The sequence below is a fragment of the Sphingopyxis sp. PET50 genome, assembly GCF_025244705.1.
GTDB lineage: Bacteria > Pseudomonadota > Alphaproteobacteria > Sphingomonadales > Sphingomonadaceae > Sphingopyxis.
In genome coordinates this window covers 3032204-3056283 of sequence record NZ_CP104207.1, presented here as the reverse complement: position 1 = coordinate 3056283, position 24080 = coordinate 3032204, and the positions used below count along the sequence as shown (strand labels likewise).

The window sequence follows — 24080 nt, the reverse complement described above, 5'->3', positions numbered from 1 at the left end:
CTGGAATGGAGCGCCGCGATCGGCCTTGGTCGGCCTTTGCCGCCCTTGTGCTGCTCCTCGTGGCGCTTGCCGTCGCCGCCGTCATCGCGGCGCCGCCGGCGCGTTCGCAGGGCGAGGGCGGCGGCCGCTACACCGGCGTCGCATCGTGCGCCGGATCGACGTGCCACGGCCGGATGGAGGGCGACGGCACCGTCATCCGCCAGGACGAGCTGATGAAATGGCAGGAACCCTCGACCCCCGGCGGCGCGCACAGCCGCGCCTGGGCGGTGCTCAGCAACAGCCGCAGCCAGTTCATCGCGCGCAACCTGGGGCTGAAGGATGCCGCGACCGCGCCCATGTGCCTCGGCTGTCACAGCACCAAGGGCGCTATCGACGCGGCGGGCGGCGCGCAGCGCGGGACCGTGCCGCTCGAGGATGGCGTCGGATGCGAATCATGCCATGGCCCCGCCGCAGCGGCTGGATCGCCAGCCATTATGCCGGGGTCGGCACCACCGCCGATCCCGACCGTGAAATGCGCGAAAAGCACCTCGCCAACCTGTCGGCGGGTCTTCGCAAGCTCGAGGATCCGGTGGTGCGCGCGGGCGTCTGCGTCGATTGCCATTTCGGGTCGTCGGGCGACGGGCAATTCGTCACCCACCGCATCATGGCGGCGGGGCACCCGCGGATCAGCTTCGAACTCGACCTCTTTTCCTCGCTCCAGGCGCATCATCAGGAGGATGAGGATTATGGCTGGCGCAAGTTCGGCGCGGCGAATGCCCGCACCGACCATGTCCAGATGTGGGCGGTTGGCCAGGCGACCGCGCTCGAACGCAGCCTCGCGCTGTTCCAGTCGAAGCGCGGGGCCGAGGGCATGTTCCCCGAATTTTATTTCCTCGACTGCCACAGCTGCCACCGCCGTATCTATGACCAGGCGAAACCGGTGAAGACGAGCGCGGAAAATCCCGGCCGCCGCTACATTGTGGATGGGCGGCAGGTCAGCCTGCCCGAGGGCATGCCGCCCTATAATGACGAAAATCTGATCATGCTTGCGGCGGCGGCGCGGCTTGCGTCGTCCGATCTCGCCGCCGAACTCGCCACCCGGACCCAGGCGTTCCACCGGGCGATGACGCAGGATCGCGAAAGCGCCAAGACCGCCGCGGCGCAGCTCGGCGCGACCGTCGGCAAGCTCAAGGCCGCCTTCGCTTCGCCCGCCTTTGCCCGCGTCGATGCCTTTGCCCTTGTCGATGCGATTTCGGCCACCGCGATCAGCGACCGTTTCACCGACTATTCGGGGTCGCAGCAGGCGGTGATGGGGGTCGATACTCTGCTCAACGCGATGGTTTCCTCGGGCCGGGTCACGGTCGGCGCGGCGGCGGGCATCCGCGGCGACATCGACCGCGCCTATGCTGCCGTAAAGGACCCGAACAATTATAGACCCGCCGATTTCCAGGCCTCGCTGGGCAGCGCGGTGCGGGCGATCCGGGCGCTTCGCTGACGACCGATATGCAGAAACCGACCCGCCTTTTCCGCTCGACCGCCTTCGCCGCGATTGCCGCGCTGCTCCTGTCCTCCTGCGGCGGCGGGGGCGGCGGCGGTACGCCCACTCCCGCGCCGACGCCCACGCCGACCCCGACGCCCACGCCGACGGGCGGCCTCTTCACGCCGCCCGCCGCCGAATCGCTGAGCACCGCCGACGTGCAGCAGATCATCGCGCAGGCGGTGGGCGAGGCGCGCGCGCGCAGCCGTCCGTCGATCATCGCGGTGACCGACCGCGTCGGCAACGTCCTTGCCGTGTTCCAGATGACCGGCGCCCCGGACACCGCGGTGGTCAGCCGCAACCGCATCGGCGGTCCCGCGCCGATGGGCAGCGAGGTCGGCTTGCAGGGCGCGACGATCCCCGCCGCCGCCGCGGCGATCGCCAAGGCGATCACCGGCGCCTATCTGTCGAGCGGCGGCAACGCCTTTTCGACCCGCACCGCGAGCCAGATCGTCCAGGAACATTTCCCGCCCGCCCCGACCACCGTCGGCCTCGAAAGCGGCCCGCTGTTCGGGGTGCAGTTCAGCCAGCTTCCCTGTTCGGACCTGTCGCGGCGTTTCGTCCCCGGCGGCGGGGCGGGGGCGCTGATCGGCCCGAAACGCTCGCCGCTCGGCCTCGCCGCCGACGCCGGCGGCTTCCCGCTCTACAAGAATGGCGTCGTCGTCGGCGGCATCGGCGTGATGGGCGACGGCGACTACAGCTTCGATCCCAATATCCTCGATATCGAAAATGACGACGAGGAGGCGATCGCCTTTGCCGAGCACGCAAAATTATGCGGCGCCGGAGGCGATCCGCGCCGAGCGCATCACCGTCGACGGCACCTCGCTGCGCTTCAGTGACGCGACCACCGCCAGCCTGTCGCCGCTGCAGACCAATTTCGGGGCGATCAACGGCACCCAGGGGGCGCTGATCGGGGTCACCGGCTATACCGACGGCACGCTGATCGCCGGAACGGTCTATGGCAGCGAGGCGTCTGGCGTTCGCGCGAGCACTCCGGCCGAATTTTCGAACCGCGACGCCTTCGTGCTGACCGACGGCAGCGGCAATCCGCGCTATCCGATCCGCGGCGGAACCGACGGAGCTTCGGTCGCGCAGCCGCTCACCGCCGCCGAAGTCCGTACGGTGCTGGAAGAAGCCTTCACCGTCCTGTCCCGCTCCCGCGCGCAGATCCGCCGCCCGCTCGACAGCCGGATGCAGGCGACGATCAGCCTCGTCGATACGCGCGGCGAAATCCTCGGCATCGTCCGCTCGCCCGACGGGCCGCTCTTCGGCACCGACGTCAGCCTGCAAAAGGCGCGCACCGCCGCCTTCTTCTCGGGCAGCCATGCCGCGCCCGAATTGCTCGCGACGCCGGTGTTGCCCGGTGTTGCCAATGTTCCCGCCTATGTCCAGCGCACCCGGACCTTCCTCAACGATCCCGCCGCGCTCACCGGCACCGTCGCCTTTGCCGACCGCTCGGGCGGCAATCTGTCGCGGCCCTATTTCCCTGATGGAGAGGTCTCGCGCCCGCCGGGTCCATTGTCGGTCGAACAGTCGGCACAGTTCAGCCCCTTCGCGGTCGGCCTCCAGACCGATCTCATCGCGCTGAACGTCGTCCAGCATCTCAATTTCGTGGTCAGCGGCGGCGCGAGTCCCGACACGCCGCAGCAATGCACGCAGATTCCCGACGTGACGCCGGGGCACAAAAGGCTCGCCAACGGCATCCAGATATTCCCCGGCTCGGTCCCCATCTATCGTGGCAACACGCTCGTCGGGGCGATCGGCGTGTCGGGCGACGGCATCGACCAGGACGATATGACCAGCTTCCTCGGCGCCCACAACGGCGGCGCGCGCGCCGGCACGATCGGCAATGCCCCGACCGGCATCCGCGCCGACCGCATCGTCGTCAATCTGGCGGGCGGGGCGAACGTGCGGCTGCGCTACGTCTCCTGCCCGTTCGCGCCCTTCCTCGACACCGCGCAGCAGAATGTCTGCGATGGGCTATAGACGATGAGCCTCGCGGGGAGCAGCCTTTGGCCGATCATCGCCAGCCTGGCCGCGCAAGGCGCGCCGGGCGATGCGGTCGAGCCTGCGCCCGATGCTCCTCCTGCCGCGAGCGAGGAAACGCCCTCTGGCGACCCGTCGCTCGACGACCTCGTCCCGCCGCCGCCGCCGGTGAACTGGCAGGAGATGATGAGCGAGGATCTGGTCACCCAGATTATCGAGGGCCGTCGCCGCCCCGGCTATCGCCCCGACCTGCCCGACCGGCTGACCCAGGACAATATCGGCGCTTTGCGCCCGCCGCCGCCCGAGGCCTTTCCGGGCATGGAGGACCAGCTTCCCGTCCCCGACCGCTGGCGGCTGATCGAAAGCCTCGGCGTCGTCAAGGAACGATGGTTCGACCCCTATCACCAGAACACCTACAAGGGCGACCGCGCGCTCTGCATCCCGACCGAGGAAGAGCAGGAACGGCGCGCGCGGCTGGGCGAAGCGCGGTGCAAGACGCCCAAATTCCTCGGCCTCAAGGGCGACGACTGGTTCTTCGTCGCCAATCTCATCTCGGACACGGTGTTCGAACCGCGCACCTTCCCGATCCCGGTCGGCGTCCAGACCACCTCGCGCCCGGGCAGCCTCGACGTGTTCGGCAAGAACCGCAGTTTCGTCGCCGCGCAGACCTTCATCGCCGGTGTCGCGCTGATCAAGGGCTCGACCGCCTTCAAGCCGCCCGACATCGAATATCGCCTGACGCTCGCCTATCAGGCGAACTATGTCGACGTGCCCGAACGGCGCGTGCTCGACGTGCGCCCGTCGAAGAAGAGCAACCGCTACGACAGCTTCCTGGGGGTGCAGGAACTCTTCATCGACAAGCATCTCGGCAACGACAGCGACCGCTACGACTTTCACTCGATCCGCGTCGGCATCCAGCCGTTCCAGAGCGATTTCCGCGGCTTCCTGTTCCAGGATTCGCAGCTCGGCATCCGCTATTTCGGCAACCGCGACAACAACCGCTTCCAATATAATCTCGCGGCCTTCTGGCGGCTGGAGAAGGACACGAACAGCGGCCTCAACGACATCACCCAGACGCCGCGGGACGATTTCATCTTCACCGGCAACCTCTATCGCCAGGATTTCCCGTTCGTCGGGCTGACCAGCCAGGTCAGCGTGACCTATAATATGAACCGCGAAAAGAACGACGTTCAGATCGACCATAATGGCTTCCCGGTGCGTCCGGCGCTGCTCGGCGACCTGCGCGGGCGCGAATATGACGTCGTCTATCTCGGGTACAGCGCCGACGGGCGGATCGGGCGGATCAACGTCACCGCCAGCTTCTATGCCGCGCTCGGCGAAGACCGGAACAGCTTCTTCACCAGCAAGCCGGCGAAGATCCGCTCGGGCTTCGGCGCGGTCGAGCTCAGCTACGACCATGACTGGATGCGCTTCCGCCTCTCGGGCCTCTATGCGACCGGCGACGGCAACCCCTATAACAACACCGAAGGCGGCTTCGACGCGATCTTCGAAAACCCGATCTTCGGAGGCGCCGACACCAGCTACTGGATTCGCCAGACGATCCCCTTCGCGGGCGGCGGGCGCGTCATCGCGATCTCGGGGCGCAACGGCATATTGAACTCGCTGCGCTCGTCGAAGGAAGAGGGGCAGTCGAATTTCAACAATCCCGGCACCGTCTTCGTCGGGCTGGGCGGCGACTTCGACCTGTCGCCCGAGGTGCGCGTCAGCACCAATTTCAACCACCTGTGGTTCGCCGACACATCGAGCCTGCAGGCGCTGCGCATGGAAGGCTCGATCCCCAAGGACATCGGCTTCGACCTGTCGGTCGCCGGCATCTGGCGGCCCAAGGCGACGCAGAATATCGTCGGCCGCCTCAGCGCCGCGGTGCTGGTACCGGGCAAGGGGTTCAAGGATCTGTTCGACAACAAGGAAGGCGACAAGGCCTATGTGTCGATCCTCGCCAATGTGATCTTGAGTTTCTAGATGATGACCCGCAAGCTCTTCGCCTTCCTTGCTTTCGTCCTCATGGGGGCGAGTTTTGCCGCGTCGATCGTCTATGCCGCGGAGGGTGAAAAGCCGGTCAAGATCGAATATCGCTTCAGCCCGCCCGCGCCGCGCGAACAGCCCGGCGCAACCTTCGAGGAGCGCGAGGCCGCGGTACTCGCCAAGTCGAAGGGCTGCTACAGCTGCCACATCCAGACCGACGCGCCGTCGATGCATGCGACGCCCGCCGTGCAGCTCGGCTGTGTCGATTGCCACGGCGGCGATGCCGAATCGCCCGCGGCTTTCGGCAATGCCAAGCTCGGCTACGACAATCCCTATAATCTCGCGGCCAAGAAGGTCGCGCATACGCAGCCGACGCTGCCGGACAGCTGGGGTCACAGCCCCGCCAATCCCAAGCGCAGCTACACCTTGCTCAACAAGGAATCGCCCGAATTCATTCGCTTCGTCAACCCCAGCGATTATCGCGTCGCGCGCGAGGCGTGCGGCGCCTGCCATCTCGAGGTGATCGAGGCGACCGAACGGTCGCTGATGTCGACCGGCGCGATGCTGTGGGGCGGCGCGGCGTACAACAACGGCATCATCCCCTATAAAAACTATATTTTCGGCGAGGCCTATACGCGCAGCGGCGAGCCGGCTTTGCCTGCTGTCGCCGACGACGTCGATGAGCGCCGCCGACTATAAGAATGCGTGCGATCCCAAGGTGCCGTTCGACAAGATATTGACCGACAAGGAACGCGCGCGCGGCGCGCTGGCGAAAATGTATCCGCTGCCGCGCTGGAGCGTGATCCCGCCGGGCGACGTCTTCCGCGTGTTCGAGCGCGGCGGGCGCAACATCAACACGCAGTTCCCCGAAATCGGCCTGCCCAATCCGACCGGCAGCATCCAGCGCCTCGAGGAACCCGGCCAAGCCCGACCTCAAGCAGTCGAACCGGGGACCGGGCACCGGCCTGCGCGTCGCGATCCCCGTGCTCAACATCCACAAGACGCGCCTCAACGATCCCTTCATGTGGTTCATGGGCACCAACGACCAGCCGGGCGATTACCGCCATTCGGGCTGTTCGGGCTGCCACGTCATCTATGCCAACGACCGCGAGCCGCGGCACAGCCTGACCTATTCGGGCTATGGCCGCGACGGCGAAACCGATACGGTCGATCCGACGATCCGGGAGCGCAAATGGAAGCCCGAGAGCGACGATCATGGCGGCCGCGGTTCGGAGCATGGCGATCCCGCCAAGCACGCCCCCGATGCCGAAAAACATGGCGGGCTGATCGACCCCGCCGACGCCGCCGCGGGGCCGCAGGTGTTTGCGAAGAAGGAACGGTTCGAATCGGGGCATCCGATCAAGCACACCTTCACGCGCTCGATCCCGACGTCGCAGTGCATGACCTGCCACATGCACCAGCCGAATATCTTCCTGAACAGCTACCTCGGCTACACGATGTGGGATTATGAATCCGACGCGCCGCAGATGTGGCCGGGCCCGCACAACACGACACCGCGCCCCGAGGGGATGAGCGACGAGGAATATCGGGAGAAATTCAAGAAACAGCGCTATCCGACGGCGAAAGAGGTCCACAAGGTCCTCGAGCGCAACCCCGAAGCGGCGGCGCCGCGCGGGCTGTGGGCCGATGTCGAGTTCCTGCGCGACGTCTATGACGTGAACGACACCAACAAGGACACCCAGTTCGCCGATTATCACGGCCATGGCTGGAACTTCCGCGGCATCTTCAAGCGCGACCGTAACGGCAATCTGCTGACCGCCGACGGCAATATGGCGACCTATGGCACCGATACGGCGCATATCGTCGATCCGGCGGACCCCGAAAAATGGCGCAAGAGCTGCGCCAGCTATACCGACCCGAAACAGCGCGATCTCTGCCTCGCCAGCGCCGATCCCGGCCTAGCCGGGGTTCGAGGGCAAGTTCGTGCCGCCCGGCCTGAACCCCGGCAAGGCGGTCCACATGATGGATATCCACGCCGAAAAGGGCATGCAGTGCGCCGATTGCCACTTCGCGCAGGACAGCCACGGCAACGGCTATATCCAGGGCGAGGTCGCGAATGCGGTCGAGATCGGTTGCAAGGACTGCCACGGCACCGCCGACGATTTGCCGAACCTGCTCACCTCCAACGTCGCCGCAAGACCGCAGGGCACAAATCTTGCGCTGCTGCGCAACCCCGACGGCCGCCGCCGTTTCGAATTCCAGTATGACGACAATGGCGAGGTCACCGGGCTGATCCAGCGCTCGATCGTCGATCCCAAGCTCGAATGGCAGGTCAGCCTCGTCAAGCAGGCGGTGACGCCGGGGCCGCATTTCAACGCCAAGGCGGCGCGCGCCAAGCTGATGGCGCGCAGCGGCGCCGACGACCGGAAATATGAATGGGGTCCCGACGTCGCGAAGGAGGATCGCGCGCACGGCGAAGACAAGATGACCTGCTTCACCTGCCACCTGTCATGGACGACGAGTTGCGGCGGCTGCCACTTGCCGATCGAGGCGAACTGGAAGACCAGCATGCACCATTTCGAGGGCGAGGAGACGCGCAACTTCGCGACCTACAATCCGCAGGTCGCGCGCGACGAGATGTTCCAGCTCGGCCGGCACCAGCTCACCAAGCCCGGCGAGCCCGGCCCGCCCGACGAAAACGGCTATCGAGCCCCCCGCGGCATCATCGCGCCGGTGCGTTCGACTTCGGCGCTGATCCTGTCGTCGACGAACATCAACCGCGAACGCATCTATGTGCAGCAGCCGCCGATCTCGTCGGCGGGCTTCTCCAGCCAGGCCTTCGCGCCGCATTTCCCGCACACGGTGCGGCGCCAGGAAACCAAGCAGTGCACCGACTGCCACCTGTCCGAAGCCGACGACAACAATGCCATCATGTCGCAGCTGCTGCTGATGGGCACCAATTTCGTGAACTTCGTCGGGCTCAATGTCTGGTCGGGCCAGGAAGACGGTTTCCAGGCGACGCGCGTCACCGAATGGGACGAGCCGCAGGCGGTGATCGGCAGCTATCTTCAGAAATATGCCTATCCCGACTATTGGGACATGCACGTCAACCAGAACGGGCGCGAACTCAAGAACTGGGTTCGCGGCAAGGTGTTCGACAAGAAGATTTCGGGCGAGAAATATGCGCTCGAGGAATTCGCCAACATCGTCCAGGGCACTGGCGGCCGGGTGAATTGCCTGCAACAGCGCGGCGAATATATGTTCGTCGCCGAGGGCAAGGGCGGCTTCCGCGTTTATGACGTCGCGTCGATCGGCAACAAGGGCTTCTCCGAACGCATCGTCCGCGCGCCCTTCTCGGCGCTCGGCCACGACACCCATGTGAAGACGAAGGACGCGACCTGCATGGCGATCGCGACCACCCAGCCGATCAGCATGAAGCGGAACATCGACATCCGCGAAAAATATCCCGAAAATCACGAACAGGCGATGCACGAGATTTACCGTTATGCGGTGATCACCGATCGCGTCGAAGGGCTGGTCCTGGTCGATATCGACACGATGGCGAACGGCGAATTCCGCGACAACAAGCTGTCGCGGGCGCTGACCTGGAACGAGGACGGCGTGCTGACGGGCGCGCGGCACGTCACGCTCGCTCGGCAGCGACGCCTATATCACCACCGATTATGGGCTGGTCGTGCTCGACCTCGGCGACCCGCTGGCGCCGAAGGTGAAGGCGAAGGTCGAAATGACCGACGCGCGCGCCAGCGCCGTGCAGTTCCGCTATCTGTGGGTGACCGACGCCGAGGGGGTGAAGCTGTTCGACATCACGCATATCGACGACCGGGAGAACCCGCGCCTCGATCCGGTCGCGTCGGGAACGGTGCGCCTCGGCAATGCCCGCAAAGTCTATCTGGCGCGGACATATATGTATGTCGCGGCCAAGGAGGACGGGCTGATCATCGTCGACATCACCCGCCCGGCGGCGCCGGTTGTCTGGCCGCGCCTCGCGATCGCGGGGGCGCCGACCGATGCCGAGGACGTCATTGTCGCCTCGACCAACGCCTCGCTCTTCGCCTATGTCGCCGACGGCCGCAACGGCATCAAGGTGCTGCAGCTCACCAGTCCCGACAATGCCGGCCTCTATGGCTTCTCGCCGAAGCCGACGCCGGAGATGATCGCCTGGGCCAGGACGCCCTCGCCGGCGCTCGCCCTGTCGAAGGGTCTCGACCGCGACCGCGCGGTCGATGAAACCGGCGGCCAGATCGCGGTGTTCGGCCGCCTCGGCGCGCGGCCCCTCACCCGGCCCGAGATGGAGAAATTGTTCCTCAACCGGGAGGGCAATGTCTACAAGGTCCGCGATTCCGATCCGAAGGATCCCGACCAGGCCGCCGCCTGGCGCGGCCCCGGCAAGTTCGGCGGCTGATCCTCTTCGCCCCTCCTTCGGGGAAGGGCCCGCGCCGACCGTGCCCCAAAGAAGGGCGATGATGTCTTTTTCGGACTCGGGACGGGAATGGCCGGTTTCGGGAGGGAGCGAACGTTTGTCTTCCCCTCCCGCAGGCGGGAGGGGTTGGGGGTGGGCAGCGACGTCTCAATGGCCCACCCCGCTGCGACTAGGGCGCAAGCGCCCAAGTCTCGCTGCCCCTCCCGCTTGCGGGAGGGGAGACCAGCCTATTCCTCAAACGTCCGCTCCCCACCCCGATCCCGACAGGCCGCTTGGGTTGGCAAAGGACATAAGCACCCGAAGAAGGGCTGGGGCTTGGCCTCCGCGCCCAGCTGTGCGACAGGACGGCCACCCTATGCGACCCACGATCATTCCCCATCCAGGCCTTGGCGACAAATTGCGCCGCGCGCTGTGGAACGCCGTCTGGCTGCTCCTCTACCGCCCCAGCCCGATCCCGCTCCACGGCTGGCGCCGATTGCTGCTGCGGCTGTTCGGCGCGCGGATCGGCGCGCAGGCGCGGCCCTATCCCAGCGCGCGCATCTGGGCGCCGTGGAACTTCGCCATGGGGACGGGCAGCACGCTCGGTCCGCGCAGCGAAGTCTATTCGGTGGCGCGCGTGACGCTCGGCCCCTGGGCGGTGGTCAGCCAGCGCGCCTATCTCTGCACCGCCAGCCATGACATCCGCGCGCCGGGCTTCGCGCTCACCGCCGCGCCGATCGCCATCGGCCGCAATGCCTGGGTCGCCGCCGACGCCTTCATCGGTCCGGGCGTGACGCTCGCCGACGGCGCGGTCGCCGCGGCGCGCGCGGTGGTGGTCCGGGATGTCGCGCGCAATGTCATCGTCGGCGGCAATCCCGCCGTGCCGATCGGCGAATGCGGCCTCGCGGACTTTGCCGATGGATCGGTGAAGCCGGGAGGCTAGAGCATCGTGCGTTAGACCTGAACCGCCTCCCCATGGCTGCGCCACAGGGAGGATATCCTCAAAGCCGCTCCGCCTGCACCACCGTGTCGGACGCGCGCAGCGCCGACAATATGCGCATCACATGGTGGACATCGCGCACCTCGACGACGACGTCATAGGTGTGGAATCCGCCCTCGCGGTTCGACAGGCGCAAATTGGTGATATTCGCCATATTGGCGGCAAGGATGCCCGACATTTCGGCGAGCGTGCCCGGTTCGTTGAGGATGACGATGCACAGCCGCGCATTGCCGCCCTCGCTGTCCTCCTGCCAGCGCAGGTCGATCCAGTCGGCATCGATCCCGTCGGCGAGGCTGGGGCAGTCGATGACATGCACCTCGATCCCTTCGCCGGGCCGCGCCAGCCCGACGATGCGGTCGCCGGGCACCGGATGGCAGCAATCGGCGAGCTGATAGGCGACGCCGGGGGTCAGCCCCTCGATCGACACCGCCGCCCCCTGCGCCAGCTTGCCGGGCTTCGACTTCATCTCGGCGGTGATGCCGGGGACCAGCGCTTCGAGCACGGCATTGTCGCTCAGCTGCTTCTTGGCGATCGCGACGTAAAGCGCGCTGTCGTCGTCGAGTTTCAGGCGCGTCAGCGCCGCCGCGCGCGCCTTGTCGCCGACCTTGTTGGGCAGGCGCGCGACGATCTCGTCGTACATCTTGCGGCCGAGCGCGGCGAGTTCGACCTTCTCCTTCGACCGCACATGGCGGCGGATCGCGGCGCGCGCCTTGCCGGTGACCGCAAAGCCCAGCCAGGCGGGCTGCGGCGTCTGCTTGTCCGACGACAATATCTCGACCGTGTCGCCATTGGCGAGCTGGGTGCGCAGCGGCACCAGCCGCCCGTTGACCTTGGCGCCGACGGTGCGGTCGCCGAGCTTGGTATGCACGGCATAGGCGAAATCGACCGGGGTCGCGCCCTTGGGCAACTGGTGCAGGCTCCCCTTCGGCGTGAAGGCGAAGATGCGGTCCTGGTACATCGCGATGCGCGTATTCTCCAGGAACTCCTCGGGATCGTGCGTCTGCTCGAGGATTTCGAGCAGGTCGCGGATCCACCCCGCCTGGCCGTCGGGCACGGTGCCGCCCTGTTTATACGCCCAATGCGCCGCGAAGCCGAATTCGGACTGCTGGTGCATGCCGATGCTGCGAATCTGGATTTCGATGCGCATATTCTGCTGGTGCATGATCGTCGTGTGCAGCGATTTGTAGCCGTTGCGCTTCGGCGTCGAGATATAGTCCTTGAACCGCCCCGGCACCATTTTCCACTTGCGGTGGATGATCCCGAGCGCGGCGTAGCAGTCGGCATCGGTCGGGGTGATGACGCGAAAGGCGATGATGTCGGTCACCTGCTCGAAGCTGACGTGCCGCTCCTGCATCTTGCGCCAGATCGAATAGGGGTGTTTCTCGCGCCCCGACACCTCGGCCTCGATGCCGTTCTTCGCGAGCAGTTCCTTGAACTCGCGGGTGATCGCCGCGACCTTGTCCTTGCCGCCGGCGGTCAGCTTGGCGAGGCGCCCGGTGATCGTCGCATAGGCCTCGGGCTCGAGCTCGCGAAACGCCAGCAGCTGCATCTCGCGCATATATTCGTACATGCCGATCCGCTCGGCGAGCGGGGCATAGATGTCCATCGTCTCCTTGGCGATGCGGCGGCGCTTGTCGGGATTCTGGATGAAGTGCAGCGTGCGCATATTGTGCAGCCGGTCGGCCAGCTTGACCAGCAGCACGCGAATATCGTCGGACATGGCGAGCAGGAATTTGCGCAGATTTTCCGCCGCGCGCTCATTCTCGGTCTGCGCCTCGATCTTGCTGAGCTTGGTCACCCCGTCGACCAGCCGCGTCACGTCGGGCCCGAACAGCCGCTCGATCTCCTCGGGCGTGGTCAGCGTGTCTTCCAGCGTATCGTGGAGCAGCGCGGTGACGATCGTCTCGCTGTCGAGGTGCAGGTCGGTCAGGATCCCCGCGACCTCGACCGGATGGCTGAAATAGGGGTCGCCCGACGCGCGCTTCTGGCTGCCGTGCTTCTGGACGGTGAAGACATAGGCGCGATTGAGCAACGCCTCGTCGACGTCGGGATCATAAGCGCGAACGCGCTCGACAAGTTCATATTGACGCAGCATCCTGTCCCAATGTCGTGCATACGGCCACAAATGCAATGCGAAACTTAGCTGCGCAAATCGGGGCCGATGTCGCAATATTGGTAAACAGCTTTGGAAGCTTCGTGCGCGCGGGCTATGGCGGGGGTGATGACAGGGACCGACGCTCCAGATTCGACCGCGGCGCCGCCGCGCGTATCGATGGTGATGCCCGTGCACAACGGCGCACGCTGGCTCGAAGAGGCCATCGACTCGGTCCTCGACCAGGATTTTGCCGATTTCGAACTGATCCTCGTCGACGATGCGTCGCGCGACGACAGTCCGGCGATCATGGCCGCCGCCGCGGCGCGCGATGGCCGCGTCCGCCATGTCCGGCTCGACACCAACGTCGGCCTGCCCGCGGCGCTCAACCATGGTTTCGCCCAGGCGCGCGGCGAATTGCACAGCTGGACCTCGGACGACAATCTGCTGCGCCCGCAGATGCTCGACCGCCTCGTCGCGACGCTCGACGCCCATCCCGATGCCGGCGTCGCCTTCGCCGATTTCTCGCTGATCGACGACGAGGGGCGCGATCTTGGCCGCTCGCGCGTCGGCCCGGTCGAGCGCCTGCTTCACGGCAACAATATCGGCGCCGCCTTTCTCTATCGCCGCGCGGTGACCGAGGCGCTCGGCGGCTATGACGTCGGGCTGTTCGGGGTCGAGGATTACGACTTCTGGCTCCGCGCGGCGCAGCGGTTCCGGTTCGTCGAACTGCACGAGGACGTCTACCGCTACCGCAAGCACGGCGGCAGCCTGACCAGCCAGCGCGCCGACCAGATTCAGGCGCTGACCGCGGTGATCGTCGAACGCGCGATACCCGCGTCGCTGCCGGCGCGCAGCCGCAGCGAAATCCTCCTCGGCCTCGCGCTCAAGACCCAGCGCCGCTGGCGCTTCGACCTCGTGCGCCGCGCGCTCGCCGCGCATCCCTTGACGGTCCTCGCGCGCCTGCCGCAACTGGCCCGCTGGACGCTCGCCGTCGCGCGCAACCGGATGGCGGCCTGAACTTCAGGAGCCGCCGTGCCTCCCCAGGGGAGGTCGCGGCGTCCCGCCGGTCAGGCCGCGCCGTTGCAGCGTGCCAGGTCTTCGGCTTCGAGCGCCTTGCCGTCGGCGATGAAGCTCTTCACCTCACCGGCTTCCCTGGCGAGGCCAGCGCACATCAGCAGCGGGCGGCTGGTGCCGCGCGCGCCGATGCAGTTCGTGCCCTCGCACGACCAGACGATGCCGCGCGCGACGAACTTGCTTTTGGGGGCGGGACTTGCGAGTTCGGCGCGGTAATAGGGGCCGGCGGCCGCGTGGACGGTCGCGGGCAGGGCGGCGGCACCGGCGAGTGCGATGCCGAACAGCGGCAAGAAATGCGCCGGGGAAGCGGGCCTGAACATGGGGAGGTCTCCTTTTTTGGCACCTATTTAGGTTGCAAAAGGAAATTTAAGGTGCGGGTTGCAAAATGCAACTCAGCCTGCATATTTTTTTGTGCGGGGGCCGATTTTACGTTAGGGCTAGGCCTATGGGAAAATTACGCGAACCGCTGAACCTGCTTTACGGGGACAATTGCGCCCTGCCGCTCGCGCTCGAGGCGATGGGCGAGCGATGGTCGTTCATGATCCTGCGTGCCGCCTTCAATGGGGTCCACCATTTCGAGGAGTTTCAGCAGGAACTCAGCATCGCGCGCAACATCCTGTCGAACCGGCTGTCGAAGCTGGTCGATCATGGCATCATGGCGCGCGAGGTGATGGCCGAGGATCGCCGCAAGGTGCGCTACGAGCTCACCGAAAAGGGCCTCGAACTGCTCCCCGCGATGATCGCGCTGCGCCAGTGGGGCGAAAAATGGGGCAGCCGGCGTACCTTCGACCCCGGTGCTCGTCGATGTGCGCGACGAACAGCCGATCGGCCCGGTGACGATCACCGCGCACGATGGCCGCGCCATCGGCTACAAGGAACTGGTGTGGAAACATCGCTCCGAACTGCAGCCGTTGGGCCAGGCGCGCGCGCGCACCGACGAACGGATGGCGCCGGTTGCCGCCGAGTGATGCGCGCGGCACGGTCCAGCCGCCCCGCCTGCCGCTGACCGCCACCCAAGGTTCCCCGATGCCCCTGTTCGGTCTTTCCTCGCCGGGCCCCTTTTTCGACAACAAGGTGCGTGCCTTCTGGAATCTCCAGATCCTGGGCTGGACCGCCTGGCTCGGGCTGCGCGGTATTTCGGGGCTTGCCAACGGCCAGCCGCTGGCCTTCCTGATCCCGCAGACGGTGTCGGCGATCACCGGCTTCTCGCTCTCGCTGATCCTGTCGGTCTGTTACCGCACCCTCATCAACCGCCGCCCGCTCTTGATGTGGGGGGTCAGTTTCGGCCTCGCCGGCCTTGCCACCGCGCTCTGGGCCTTCATCGACGCCTGGGTCGCGCAGATCCAGAACCCGGCGAGCGAAGCGGGCTTCACCAGCCTGCTGCTCGGCGCGGTCTATATCGACGCGACCTCGCTCGGCGCCTGGTCGGCGCTCTATTTCGCGATCAACTATTTCCTCCAGCTCGAGGAACAGAATGACCGCATGCTGCGGCTCGAGACGCAGGCCGCCTCGGCGCAGCTCGCGATGCTGCGTTACCAGCTCAATCCGCATTTCCTGTTCAACACGCTCAACAGCATCTCGACGCTGGTGCTGCTCAAGCAGTCGGAGCCGGCCAATGCGATGCTGTCGCGCCTCTCGGCCTTCCTGCGCTACACGCTCGCCAACGAACCGACCGCGCAGGTCACGCTGGCGCAGGAGATCGAGACGCTGAAGCTCTATCTCGACATCGAGAAGATGCGGTTCGAGGAAAGATTGCGCCCCCATTTCGCGATCGACCCCGCGGTCGCGCGCGCACGCCTGCCCTCGCTGCTGCTCCAGCCGCTGATCGAAAATGCGATCAAATATGCGGTCACGCCGCAGGAGGACGGCGCCGACATCACGATTTCGGCTCAATTGGCCGGTCAAAATGTTCGGATTACCGTGTCGGACACCGGGTCGGGATTGTCAGCCGACGGCGTGGACCCCACCACGGGCGCCGTTGCAACGGAATCGACCGGCGTGGGTTTAGCCAATATCAGGGACCGGCTGGCGCAGGCTTTTGGCGACCAGCACCGGTTCGAAGCCCAGTCGGGCGCTGCGGGCGGGTTCACGGTGGTGATCGAGTTTCCGTTTCAGCCCGATGGGCACATGACGATTGGAACCGAGCGAACATGACGATCAGAACCATCCTGGTGGATGACGAAAAATTGGCGACCCAGGGCCTGCAGCTCAGGCTCGAAGCGCATAGCGATGTCGAGGTGGTCGACACCGCCCAGAACGGCCGCGAGGCCATCCGCAAGATCAAGACGCACAAACCCGACCTCGTGTTCCTCGACATTCAGATGCCCGGCTTCGACGGCTTCTCGGTCATCCAGGGGCTGATGGAGGTCGAACCGCCACTGGTGGTGTTCGTCACCGCCTATTCGGACCATGCGATCCGCGCCTTCGAGGCGCAGGCGGTCGACTATCTGGTGAAGCCGGTCGAACCCGAACGCCTCGCCGACGCGCTCGACCGCGTCCGCCAGCGCCTCGCCGAAAAGCGCGGCGTCGCCGAGGTCGAGCGCCTCAAGACCGTGCTCGCCGAAGTCGCGCCCGAAGCGGTCGAGGAGCTCGACGCCGAGATTGCTCCCGATACGCACGCCGCCGACCGCTATGAAAAGATGATCAACATCAAGGACCGCGGCCAGATCTTCCGCGTCGACGTCGACAGCATCGAACGCATCGACGCCGCGGGCGATTACATGTGCATCTATACCGCCGACAACAGCCTGATCCTGCGCGAAACGATGAAGGACCTCGAAAAACGGCTCGACCCGCGCAACTTCCAGCGCGTCCACCGCTCGACGATCGTCAACCTCAGCCAGGTCAAGCAGGTCAAGCCGCACACCAACGGCGAATGCTTCCTCGTGCTGGGCTCGGGCGCGCAGGTGAAGGTCAGCCGCAGCTACCGCGACGTGGTGGCGCGGTTCGTGCACTGAATAATCTCGCACGAAGCCACAAAGATTCTCTCTCATTCCCGTTCGCCCTGAGCTTGTCGAAGGGCCGCTCTTCCTTTGAATGTTGAAAGGAAGGACGGTGCTTCGACAAGCTCAGCACGAACGGAAGTTGGGTGGACTCTTTGTGGCTTTGTGGCTTCGTCCGAGTCTGAATCGGATGTCGCGTTTAAAGCTGGTGCCCGGTCCGGTCCCGCTTCGTCGCGAGATATTGCGCGTTGTGCGGATTGGTAAGCAGTGCCAGCGGAATGCGCTCGACCACCTCGACGCCTTCCTTCTCCAGCCGCGCCACTTTCTCGGGATTGTTGGTCATCAGCCGGATGCGCGGTACGTTCAGCAACTCCAGCATCCGCCCCGCGATCGCGAAATCGCGCGCCTCGACCGGAAAGCCGAGCCGCAGATTGGCGTCGACCGTGTCAAACCCCTGGTCCTGCAGCGCATAGGCGCGCAGCTTGTTGACGAGACCGATCCCGCGCCCTTCCTGCCGGAGGTACAGCAGCACCCCCCAGGGCGCATCGGCCATTGCGTGCAGCGCAGCGTGAAGCTGCGGCCCGCAATCGCATTTCAGGCTGCCGAGCACGTCGCCGGTCAGGCACTCGCTGTGCAGCCGCACGACCGGCGGATGGCCGTCGCGCTTGCCGATGACCAGCGCGACATGGTCCGACGCTTCCTCGGGGGAGCGGAAGGCGACGATCTCGGCGGTCTCGCTCGCCTCGACGGGCAGCCGCGCGCGCGCCGCGATATGCAGCCGCGCGGGGTCGAGCAGGGCGGCGACATCGTCCGCCGTGCACTCGGTCTCGGCCGGGCCGGCGACCGCGCCCGAGCGCACGAAGAAGGCGGGGAGCAGTCCGGCGTGGCGCGCCAGAACCATCGCGGCGGCGGCGGCCTCTTCGCCGCCGGTATCGACGGTGCGGAACGGACCTTTCAGCGGATGGGCGAGGTCGAGCGCCGGGTCCGCGATCGCCAGCGCCGCCGCGACACTATCCGCCGCGCCCGCCAGCCGCACCGGCCCCGGCGCGGCCGCCGCGCGCTGGTTGGTCAGTTTCAGCGTCACCGCGCGCTCGCCCGAAATAAGCATGTCGCTGCTGCCGAACGCCGCCAGATCGGCGTCGCGCGCACTTTCGACCGCGATCAGGTCCAGCCCGCCGAAACGGTCGGCGACGCGAAACGTCCAGCCGCGGCGCAGCGCGTCGATCGCGCGCGCGGCCCGGCGGGCGCCGGGGCCGGTCGCCGCGCCGCTCAAAAGTCGAACTCGGTGATGAGAGGGATATGGTCCGACGGCCGTTCCCAGCTGCGCGCGGGCTGGATGGTGCGGTGCGACACCGCCCTCGCCAGCAGGTCGGGGGTCACCCACATATGGTCGAGCCGCCGCCCGCGGTTCGACAGCTCCCAGTCCTTGGCGCGATAGCTCCACCAGGTGAAGAGCGGCGCCGGCGCCGCGATGAAATGACGGCCCAGGTCGACCCAGCTCGACGCCGCCTGCAGCCGGCCGAGCGTCTCGACCTCGATCGGCGTGTGGCTGACCACATCGAGCAACGCCTTGTGGTTCCACACGTCGCTTTCGAGCGGGGCGACGTTGAAATCGCCGGTCAGCACCGTCGGCTGGTCGAGCGTCCCGGACCAGTCGGTCATCCGCCCGAAGAAATCGAGCTTCTGCCCGAATTTGGGGTTGATCGCGCGGTCGGCGATGTCGCCGCCGGCGGGAATATAGACATTGTCGAGCCGCACGCCCGACGGCAAAGTCACCCCGATATGGCGCGCCTCGCCATTCGCCTGCCAGTCATATTTGCGCACATCGGCCAGCGGCACCCGGCTGATCGTCGCGACGCCATGGTGCATGCGCTGGCCGTGGGTGACGATATGCCGATAGCCCAGCGCCTCGAACATCGCTTTCGGGAACAGGCCGCATTCGACCTTCGTTTCCTGAAGGCACAGCACGTCGGGTGCTTCCTCGCGCAGGAATTTCTCGACGATGCCGATGCGGGCGCGGACACTGTTGATGTTCCACGAAGCGATGCTGATGGTCATGGCTCGGCTCTATCGGCGCGATGAGCCGGGCGCAATGTGTTGCGGGCCGGTGCCGCGTGCGCCGTCAGGCGCCAAAGACGAGGCACCAAAATTAAACCCCCGTTCCAGGGGCGGTGGAACGGGGGTTCAAGGTCAGCGTTCGTCACGCTCTTGAATGAAGGTGCCTGGCGTTCCGGTTGGGGCAACAGGGGGAAACCCAGAACCGGGGGCCGTGTTGGCGCCTTCGAGAGTTGAAATAGCCCCGCTTCCCTGTCGCGAAGCTGAACGAAAATCGGGCGGATATGGCGGTCCTTGCAGTTCGTCGATGTCAGGCGACGGTTGGTCCGAAAAACGGCGCCGAATCCGCATTACGGGATTCGGCGCCGGTCGGTTTCGGCTGTGGATAAGTCCGTTGTCAGCCGCGGCGCCCGCGCGAGCGGGGGCGTGGGTCGGTCCATTTGAACGCCGAATCGGCGACCGCGACGTTGAATTTCTGGTTGCTGAGGTCGATGCGCGTGCGGTTGTTCTGCGAATCGAGCGCGACCCAGCCGCGCAGGCGCAGCCCTGCGGGCGCGCCGCCGTCGCGGACGAACACCATCGTGATCGTGCCATATTCGGGACGCTTCGGGTCCCTGACCTCGACGCTCACCACCTCGTTGCTGCCGGTCGGGATGACCTTGGCATATTGGCTCATGTCGCGGTCGGGATCGAGTAGCGCGCCGAGCGGCGAATTCTTCACCGGCCAGCGCTGCACCTGCTTCACCTCATAGTCGATCATCGTCAGCGAGCTGCCGTCGCCGACGATCAGCAGGGGCACGCCCTTCTGATACTGGAAGCGGATCTTGCCGGGGCGCTTCAGGGTCAGCTGACCGGTCAGGCGCTGGCCGTTGCGGTCGGTCTGGACGAAATCGGCGGTCATCGAACTCGTCGCCTTCAGGTGCGACTGCACCGACGACAGGGTGGTCGACGCCGACTGCGCGACCGCCGGGGCGCCAAGCGCCAGCGCGGCCGCCGCGGCGGGGACGAGCGCCAGCGCCGCGGCGCGGGTCAGGGTCAGGCGGGGGAAATTCAGGGTCATGATACTCTCATTCTGCCACAAGGACCGCCGGGCTATGCCAATCCAGCGTTGAACGCGCTGTGAACCCGGCGTTTGGATGCTGTTCAAGTCGCGAGGCGCGGCTTTGGTTCCGCCCCCGCCCTACCGTTGCTGCCCATATTGGTCGGTCAGCACATCGCGCCGACCGACATGATTAGGGGGGCTGACCAATCCCTCCTCCTCCATGCGCTCGATCAGCCTCGCGGCGCTGTTGTACCCGATGCGCAGCTGCCGTTGCAGCCAGCTCGTCGAGGCCTTCTGGCTCTCGACGACGATCTGGCACGCCTTGGCATAGATGCGGTCCTCGGCGCTGTCGCCGCCCGCGGGGGCACCCTCCATCGCGAAGCCGCCGTCCTCGGGTTCCTCGGTGACGCTTTCGATATAGTCGGGCTGGCCCTGGCCGCGCCAATGGTCGGCGACGAGCCGCACCTCGTCGTCGGAGACGAAGGGGCCGTGGATGCGCGTGATCTGCTTGCCGCCGGGCACGTACAGCATGTCGCCCTTGCCGAGCAATTGCTCGGCACCCGCTTCGCCCAGGATCGTGCGGCTGTCGATCTTCGACGTCACGTTGAAGCTGATGCGCGTCGGCAAATTCGCCTTGATGACGCCGGTGATGACGTCGACCGACGGGCGCTGCGTCGCGAGGATCAGGTGGATGCCCGCCGCGCGCGCTTTCTGCGCCAGCCGCTGGATCAGGAATTCGACCTCCTTGCCCGCGGTCATCATCAGGTCGGCGAGCTCGTCGACGACGACGACGATCTGCGGCAGCGGCGCATAGTCGAGCGTCTCTTCCTCATAGACCGGCTGGCCGGTCTCGGGGTCGTAGCCGGTCTGGACACGGCGCCCCAGGGACTTGCCCTTGGCGAGCGCGCCGCGCACCTTGTCGTTGTAGCCCGCAAGGTTGCGCACCGACAGGCTCGACATCATGCGATAGCGGTCCTCCATCTGCTCGACCGCCCATTTGAGGGCGCGGATCGCCTTCTTGGGCTCGGTCACGACGGGGGCGAGCAGATGCGGAATCCCGTCATAGACGCTGAGTTCCAGCATCTTGGGGTCGATCATGATCATCTTCACCTGGTCGGGACCGAGGCGATAGAGAAGCGAGAGGATCATCGCGTTGAGGCCGACCGACTTACCCGAGCCGGTCGTACCCGCGATCAGCAGGTGCGGCATCGGCGCGAGGTCGGCGATGACCGGGTCGCCGCTGATATTCTTGCCGAGGATGATCGGGAGCGCGCCCGTCTGTTCCTGGAACAGCGCGCTGCCGATCATTTCGGACAGTACCACCGATTCGCGGTGCGCATTGGGCAGTTCGATGCCGATCACCGTGCGTCCGGGGATTGGCGCGATGCGCGCCGACAGCGCCGACATGTTGCGCGCGATATCGTCGGCCAGGTTCGACACGCGGCTCGCCTTGGTGCCCGGCGCGGGCTCGAGTTCGTACATGGTGACGACGGGGCCGGGGCGCACCGCGGTGATCACGCCCTTGACCTGGAAATCCTCGAGCACCGATTCGAGCAGCCTCGCATTGCGCTCGAGCCCCGCCTTGTCGATCTGCCCCGTCGGCGCGGCCGGCGGCGGCGCGAGCAGGTCGATCGACGGCATCTGATAATTGGTGAACAGCTCGGTCTGCGGCTTGGGGCGCGGCTTCGAAGGCTGCGCGCGGGTTGCGGGGTCGGCGATTTCGGGCGGCGCGCGGTCGCTCGGCTCGGCGCGTGCGCGCGGGCGGATCACCCGTTCCATCAGGTTCGGCGCCTTGGCCGCGGCGGGCGGGGCGGGGGCGACAACGCGCCCGCGCTCCGCCGCAGGCAGCCGGAGCCGCGACCACCAGCCGGGTTCGAGCCGCAGCGCGCGCCAGGCGAGCCACAGGCCGGTGCCGATCAGCAGCAGGATCGCCGCAAAACGCACCAGCGCCGCGCCGGGCTCGGGGATGCGGTCGAACCAGGGGTCGATCGCGCCGCCGACGAGCAAGGTCAATATCCCGCCCAGCCCGGCGGGCAGCGGAATATTGCTGTCGGGCGCCCAGAGCTGCGCGCCCAGGCCGATGAGCAGGATCGCGGCAAAGACATAGGCGAGCTGGCGTTTCCAATAGGGCTGCGCCTCGCCCGTCCACAGCCGCCAGGCGACGAGGCCCAGCAAGGGCACGAGCAATATGGTGGCGACACCCCCGACCCCGAGCAATATGCCCGCGACCGACGCCCCCGGCTAGGCCCATCCAGTTCGCGATGTCGCCGCCCGCCGCGGTGTGGATCGACGGATCGGTGCTGTGATAGGTCAGCAGCGCGAGCGCCAGAAACAGGGTGAACCCGCCCAGCGCCACCGCCGCCGCGATCACCAGCGACCGCGCGATGCTCGCCTTGAAAACGGTGCGCCAATCGGCCTTTGCGGCGATGGGCTTGCGGCTGGCCATGCTGAAATCGGTCCCCTGTGGTTAACGCGGCGATATGCGCACGCGCCGGACTCCCCGTCAAGCGCGTGCCCGAACGCGGCTGTGGGTTATGGAAAGACTCGCACAAAGCCACGAAGCCACAAAGATGCGCTCCGCCGCAAAGCGGCGCTCCATAAGATCGTCGCGGTCGCCACAACGTCCCGCCGATGGATGTCGGTGGGTCCGGACACCCCTTTGTGGCTTCGTGGCTTTGTGCGAACAAATTATCCGGCGGTCGGTTCACACCGCGCGCCCGCTTTTCAAGAACCGCATAGCGGTCTAGGGCGAGGGCATGACCGACATCCAGCGCAGCGACGTGATCATCTCCGGCGGCGGCCTCGTCGGACAGACGCTCGCGCTCGCGCTTGCGCGGCATGGCCTGTCGAGCATCGTCGTCGACCCCGCCGATCCGCTCGCGACGATCGCCCCCGGCTTCGACGGCCGCGCCTCGGCGATCGCCAGCGCGACATGGCAGATGTTCGAGGTGCTCGGGTTGGTCGGCCGCCTCGCGGACCACGGCTGCCCGATCCGCGCAATCAAGGTCAGCGATGGGGGGCAAGCCGGTGAACTCGATTTCGAAACCGGCGCCGACGATCCCGCGCTCGGCACGATGGTCGAGAACCGCCAGCTCCGCATCGCGCTGCGCGACGCGCTCGCCGAAGCGCCGCTCGCCAGGCTGATCATGCCGGCGCGGGTCGCCGACCGCGACATCGGCCCGCACGGCGTGACGCTGACGCTCGCCGACGGCGGTCGCCTTGCCGCGCCGCTGCTGATCGTCGCCGAAGGCCGCCGTTCGCCGACCCGCGACGCCGCGGGGTTCAGCATCGCCAACTGGTCGTACCATCATCATGCGATGATCGGCGCGGTCGCGCACGGCAAGCCGCATGGGCAAGTCGCGCATGAAATCTTCTTCCCCTCAGGGCCCTTCGCGCTGCTCCCGCTCGTCGATGACGAACGGGGGCGCCACCGCTCGGCCTTCGTGTGGACGGTGTCGGAGAAGGACGGGCCGGGCTTCGCCAAATTGGGCGACCGCGGCTTTGCCGCCGAACTCGAAAAGCGCGCCGGCGGCCTGCTCGGCACGATGGAGCTGGTCGCGCCGCGCATGACCTATCCGCTCGGTTTCCATCACAGCGCGTCGATCGTCGCGCAGCGGCTCGTCCTCGTCGGCGACGCCGCGCACGGCATCCATCCGATCGCGGGGCAGGGGCTCAACCTCGGCCTGCGCGACGTCGCGGCGCTCACCGAAGTGCTCGTCGAGGGTGCGCGGCTCGGGCTCGATCTCGGCGACGCGGCGCTGCTCGCGCGCTACCAGCGCTGGCGCGGGCTCGACAATCTGATGGTCAGCCTCGCGACCGACAGCCTCACCCGGCTGTTCGGCCTCCCCGGCCGCACGGCCTCTGCCGTCCGCCGCGCGGGCCTCGGTGCGGTGCAGCGGCTGCCGGTGCTCAAACGCTTCTTCATGGACGAGGCGCGCGGCGAAGCGGGCGATTTGCCGCGCCTGCTTGCGGGCGTCGAAGTCTGACCGCCGCCCCGCGAAGG

The 24080-nt window shown here is 66.6% G+C and carries 14 protein-coding genes and 5 pseudogenes; 12 read left to right on the top strand and 7 right to left on the bottom strand.

The window, feature by feature from the left end; genetic code table 11:
* Positions 1-127 precede the first annotated feature (127 nt).
* Positions 128-277, bottom strand: coding sequence for a hypothetical protein (locus N0A20_RS20270; protein WP_312846666.1), 150 nt, complete (start codon positions 275-277; stop codon positions 128-130).
* Between N0A20_RS20270 and N0A20_RS20265 the strand changes: the two are divergent.
* The 6 genes and pseudogenes from N0A20_RS20265 to N0A20_RS16060 all read left to right on the top strand — a co-directional run.
* A pseudogene (locus tag N0A20_RS20265) lies at positions 213-383 on the top strand (hypothetical protein); the annotation flags it as partial. The gene N0A20_RS20270 and the pseudogene N0A20_RS20265 sit on opposite strands and share 65 nt — an antisense overlap.
* Positions 384-433: 50 nt before the next feature.
* Positions 434-1474 carry a hypothetical protein gene (locus tag N0A20_RS16080; protein ID WP_312846665.1) on the top strand — a complete coding sequence of 347 codons (1041 nt, stop codon included), beginning with the start codon at positions 434-436 and terminating at the stop codon, positions 1472-1474.
* Between the two features lie 8 nt (positions 1475-1482).
* A pseudogene (locus N0A20_RS16075) lies at positions 1483-3502 on the top strand (heme-binding protein).
* A gap of 3 nt (positions 3503-3505) precedes the next feature.
* The gene (locus N0A20_RS16070) at positions 3506-5485 is read left to right on the top strand and encodes a hypothetical protein (RefSeq protein WP_260581336.1); all 1980 of its coding nucleotides are present in this window, start codon (positions 3506-3508) and stop codon (positions 5483-5485) included.
* 3 nt (positions 5486-5488) lie between these two features.
* Positions 5489-9872: pseudogene (locus tag N0A20_RS16065) on the top strand (hypothetical protein).
* A gap of 373 nt (positions 9873-10245) precedes the next feature.
* Positions 10246-10812, top strand: a complete 567-nt coding sequence (locus tag N0A20_RS16060; protein WP_260581335.1) for a putative colanic acid biosynthesis acetyltransferase — start codon at positions 10246-10248, stop codon at positions 10810-10812.
* Between the two features lie 58 nt (positions 10813-10870).
* Here the strand turns inward: N0A20_RS16060 and N0A20_RS16055 are convergent, their stop codons facing one another.
* The gene (locus tag N0A20_RS16055; RefSeq protein ID WP_260581334.1) at positions 10871-12964 is read right to left on the bottom strand and encodes a bifunctional (p)ppGpp synthetase/guanosine-3',5'-bis(diphosphate) 3'-pyrophosphohydrolase; all 2094 of its coding nucleotides are present in this window, start codon (positions 12962-12964) and stop codon (positions 10871-10873) included.
* 126 nt (positions 12965-13090) lie between these two features.
* Between N0A20_RS16055 and N0A20_RS16050 the strand changes: the two genes are divergently transcribed.
* Complete coding sequence (locus N0A20_RS16050) at positions 13091-13981, top strand: glycosyltransferase family 2 protein (protein WP_260581333.1); 891 nt, start codon at positions 13091-13093, stop codon at positions 13979-13981.
* A 50-nt stretch (positions 13982-14031) separates the two neighbouring features.
* Here N0A20_RS16050 and N0A20_RS16045 read toward each other — a convergent pair whose 3' ends face one another.
* Complete coding sequence (locus tag N0A20_RS16045; protein ID WP_260581332.1) at positions 14032-14358, bottom strand: CC_3452 family protein; 327 nt, start codon at positions 14356-14358, stop codon at positions 14032-14034.
* Positions 14359-14483: 125 nt separating this feature from the next.
* Here N0A20_RS16045 and N0A20_RS16040 point away from each other — a divergent pair.
* From N0A20_RS16040 to N0A20_RS16030, 3 genes and pseudogenes are all read left to right on the top strand, one after another.
* A pseudogene (locus N0A20_RS16040) lies at positions 14484-15006 on the top strand (winged helix-turn-helix transcriptional regulator).
* A 58-nt stretch (positions 15007-15064) separates the two neighbouring features.
* The gene (locus N0A20_RS16035) at positions 15065-16192 is read left to right on the top strand and encodes a sensor histidine kinase (RefSeq protein ID WP_260583934.1); all 1128 of its coding nucleotides are present in this window, start codon (positions 15065-15067) and stop codon (positions 16190-16192) included.
* Positions 16189-16995 (top strand): LytR/AlgR family response regulator transcription factor, encoded by an 807-nt coding sequence (locus tag N0A20_RS16030; RefSeq protein ID WP_260581331.1) that lies wholly within the window; start codon positions 16189-16191, stop codon positions 16993-16995. Before N0A20_RS16035 ends, N0A20_RS16030 begins: the two co-directional genes overlap by 4 nt.
* 184 nt (positions 16996-17179) lie before the next feature.
* On the opposite strand, the gene ribA is transcribed toward N0A20_RS16030, so the two are convergent.
* The 4 genes and pseudogenes from ribA to N0A20_RS16010 form a co-directional block, all read right to left on the bottom strand.
* Entirely contained in the window at positions 17180-18253 is a 1074-nt protein-coding gene (gene ribA, locus N0A20_RS16025; RefSeq protein ID WP_260581330.1) for a GTP cyclohydrolase II, read from the bottom strand.
* The gene (locus N0A20_RS16020) at positions 18250-19038 is read right to left on the bottom strand and encodes an exodeoxyribonuclease III (protein ID WP_260581329.1); all 789 of its coding nucleotides are present in this window, start codon (positions 19036-19038) and stop codon (positions 18250-18252) included. Before N0A20_RS16020 ends, ribA begins: the two co-directional genes overlap by 4 nt.
* Before the next feature lie 394 nt (positions 19039-19432).
* The gene (locus N0A20_RS16015; RefSeq protein WP_260581328.1) at positions 19433-20095 is read right to left on the bottom strand and encodes a LolA family protein; all 663 of its coding nucleotides are present in this window, start codon (positions 20093-20095) and stop codon (positions 19433-19435) included.
* A gap of 120 nt (positions 20096-20215) precedes the next feature.
* A pseudogene (locus N0A20_RS16010) lies at positions 20216-22433 on the bottom strand (DNA translocase FtsK 4TM domain-containing protein).
* Here N0A20_RS16010 and N0A20_RS16005 point away from each other — a divergent pair.
* Together N0A20_RS16005 and N0A20_RS16000 are read left to right on the top strand one after the other, a co-directional pair.
* The gene (locus N0A20_RS16005; RefSeq protein ID WP_260583988.1) at positions 22414-22548 is read left to right on the top strand and encodes a hypothetical protein; all 135 of its coding nucleotides are present in this window, start codon (positions 22414-22416) and stop codon (positions 22546-22548) included. The pseudogene N0A20_RS16010 and the gene N0A20_RS16005 sit on opposite strands and share 20 nt — an antisense overlap.
* A 285-nt stretch (positions 22549-22833) precedes the next feature.
* Positions 22834-24063: a UbiH/UbiF/VisC/COQ6 family ubiquinone biosynthesis hydroxylase gene (locus tag N0A20_RS16000; protein WP_260581327.1), complete on the top strand. Its 1230-nt coding sequence runs from the start codon at positions 22834-22836 to the stop codon at positions 24061-24063.
* Positions 24064-24080: the final 17 nt, after the last annotated feature.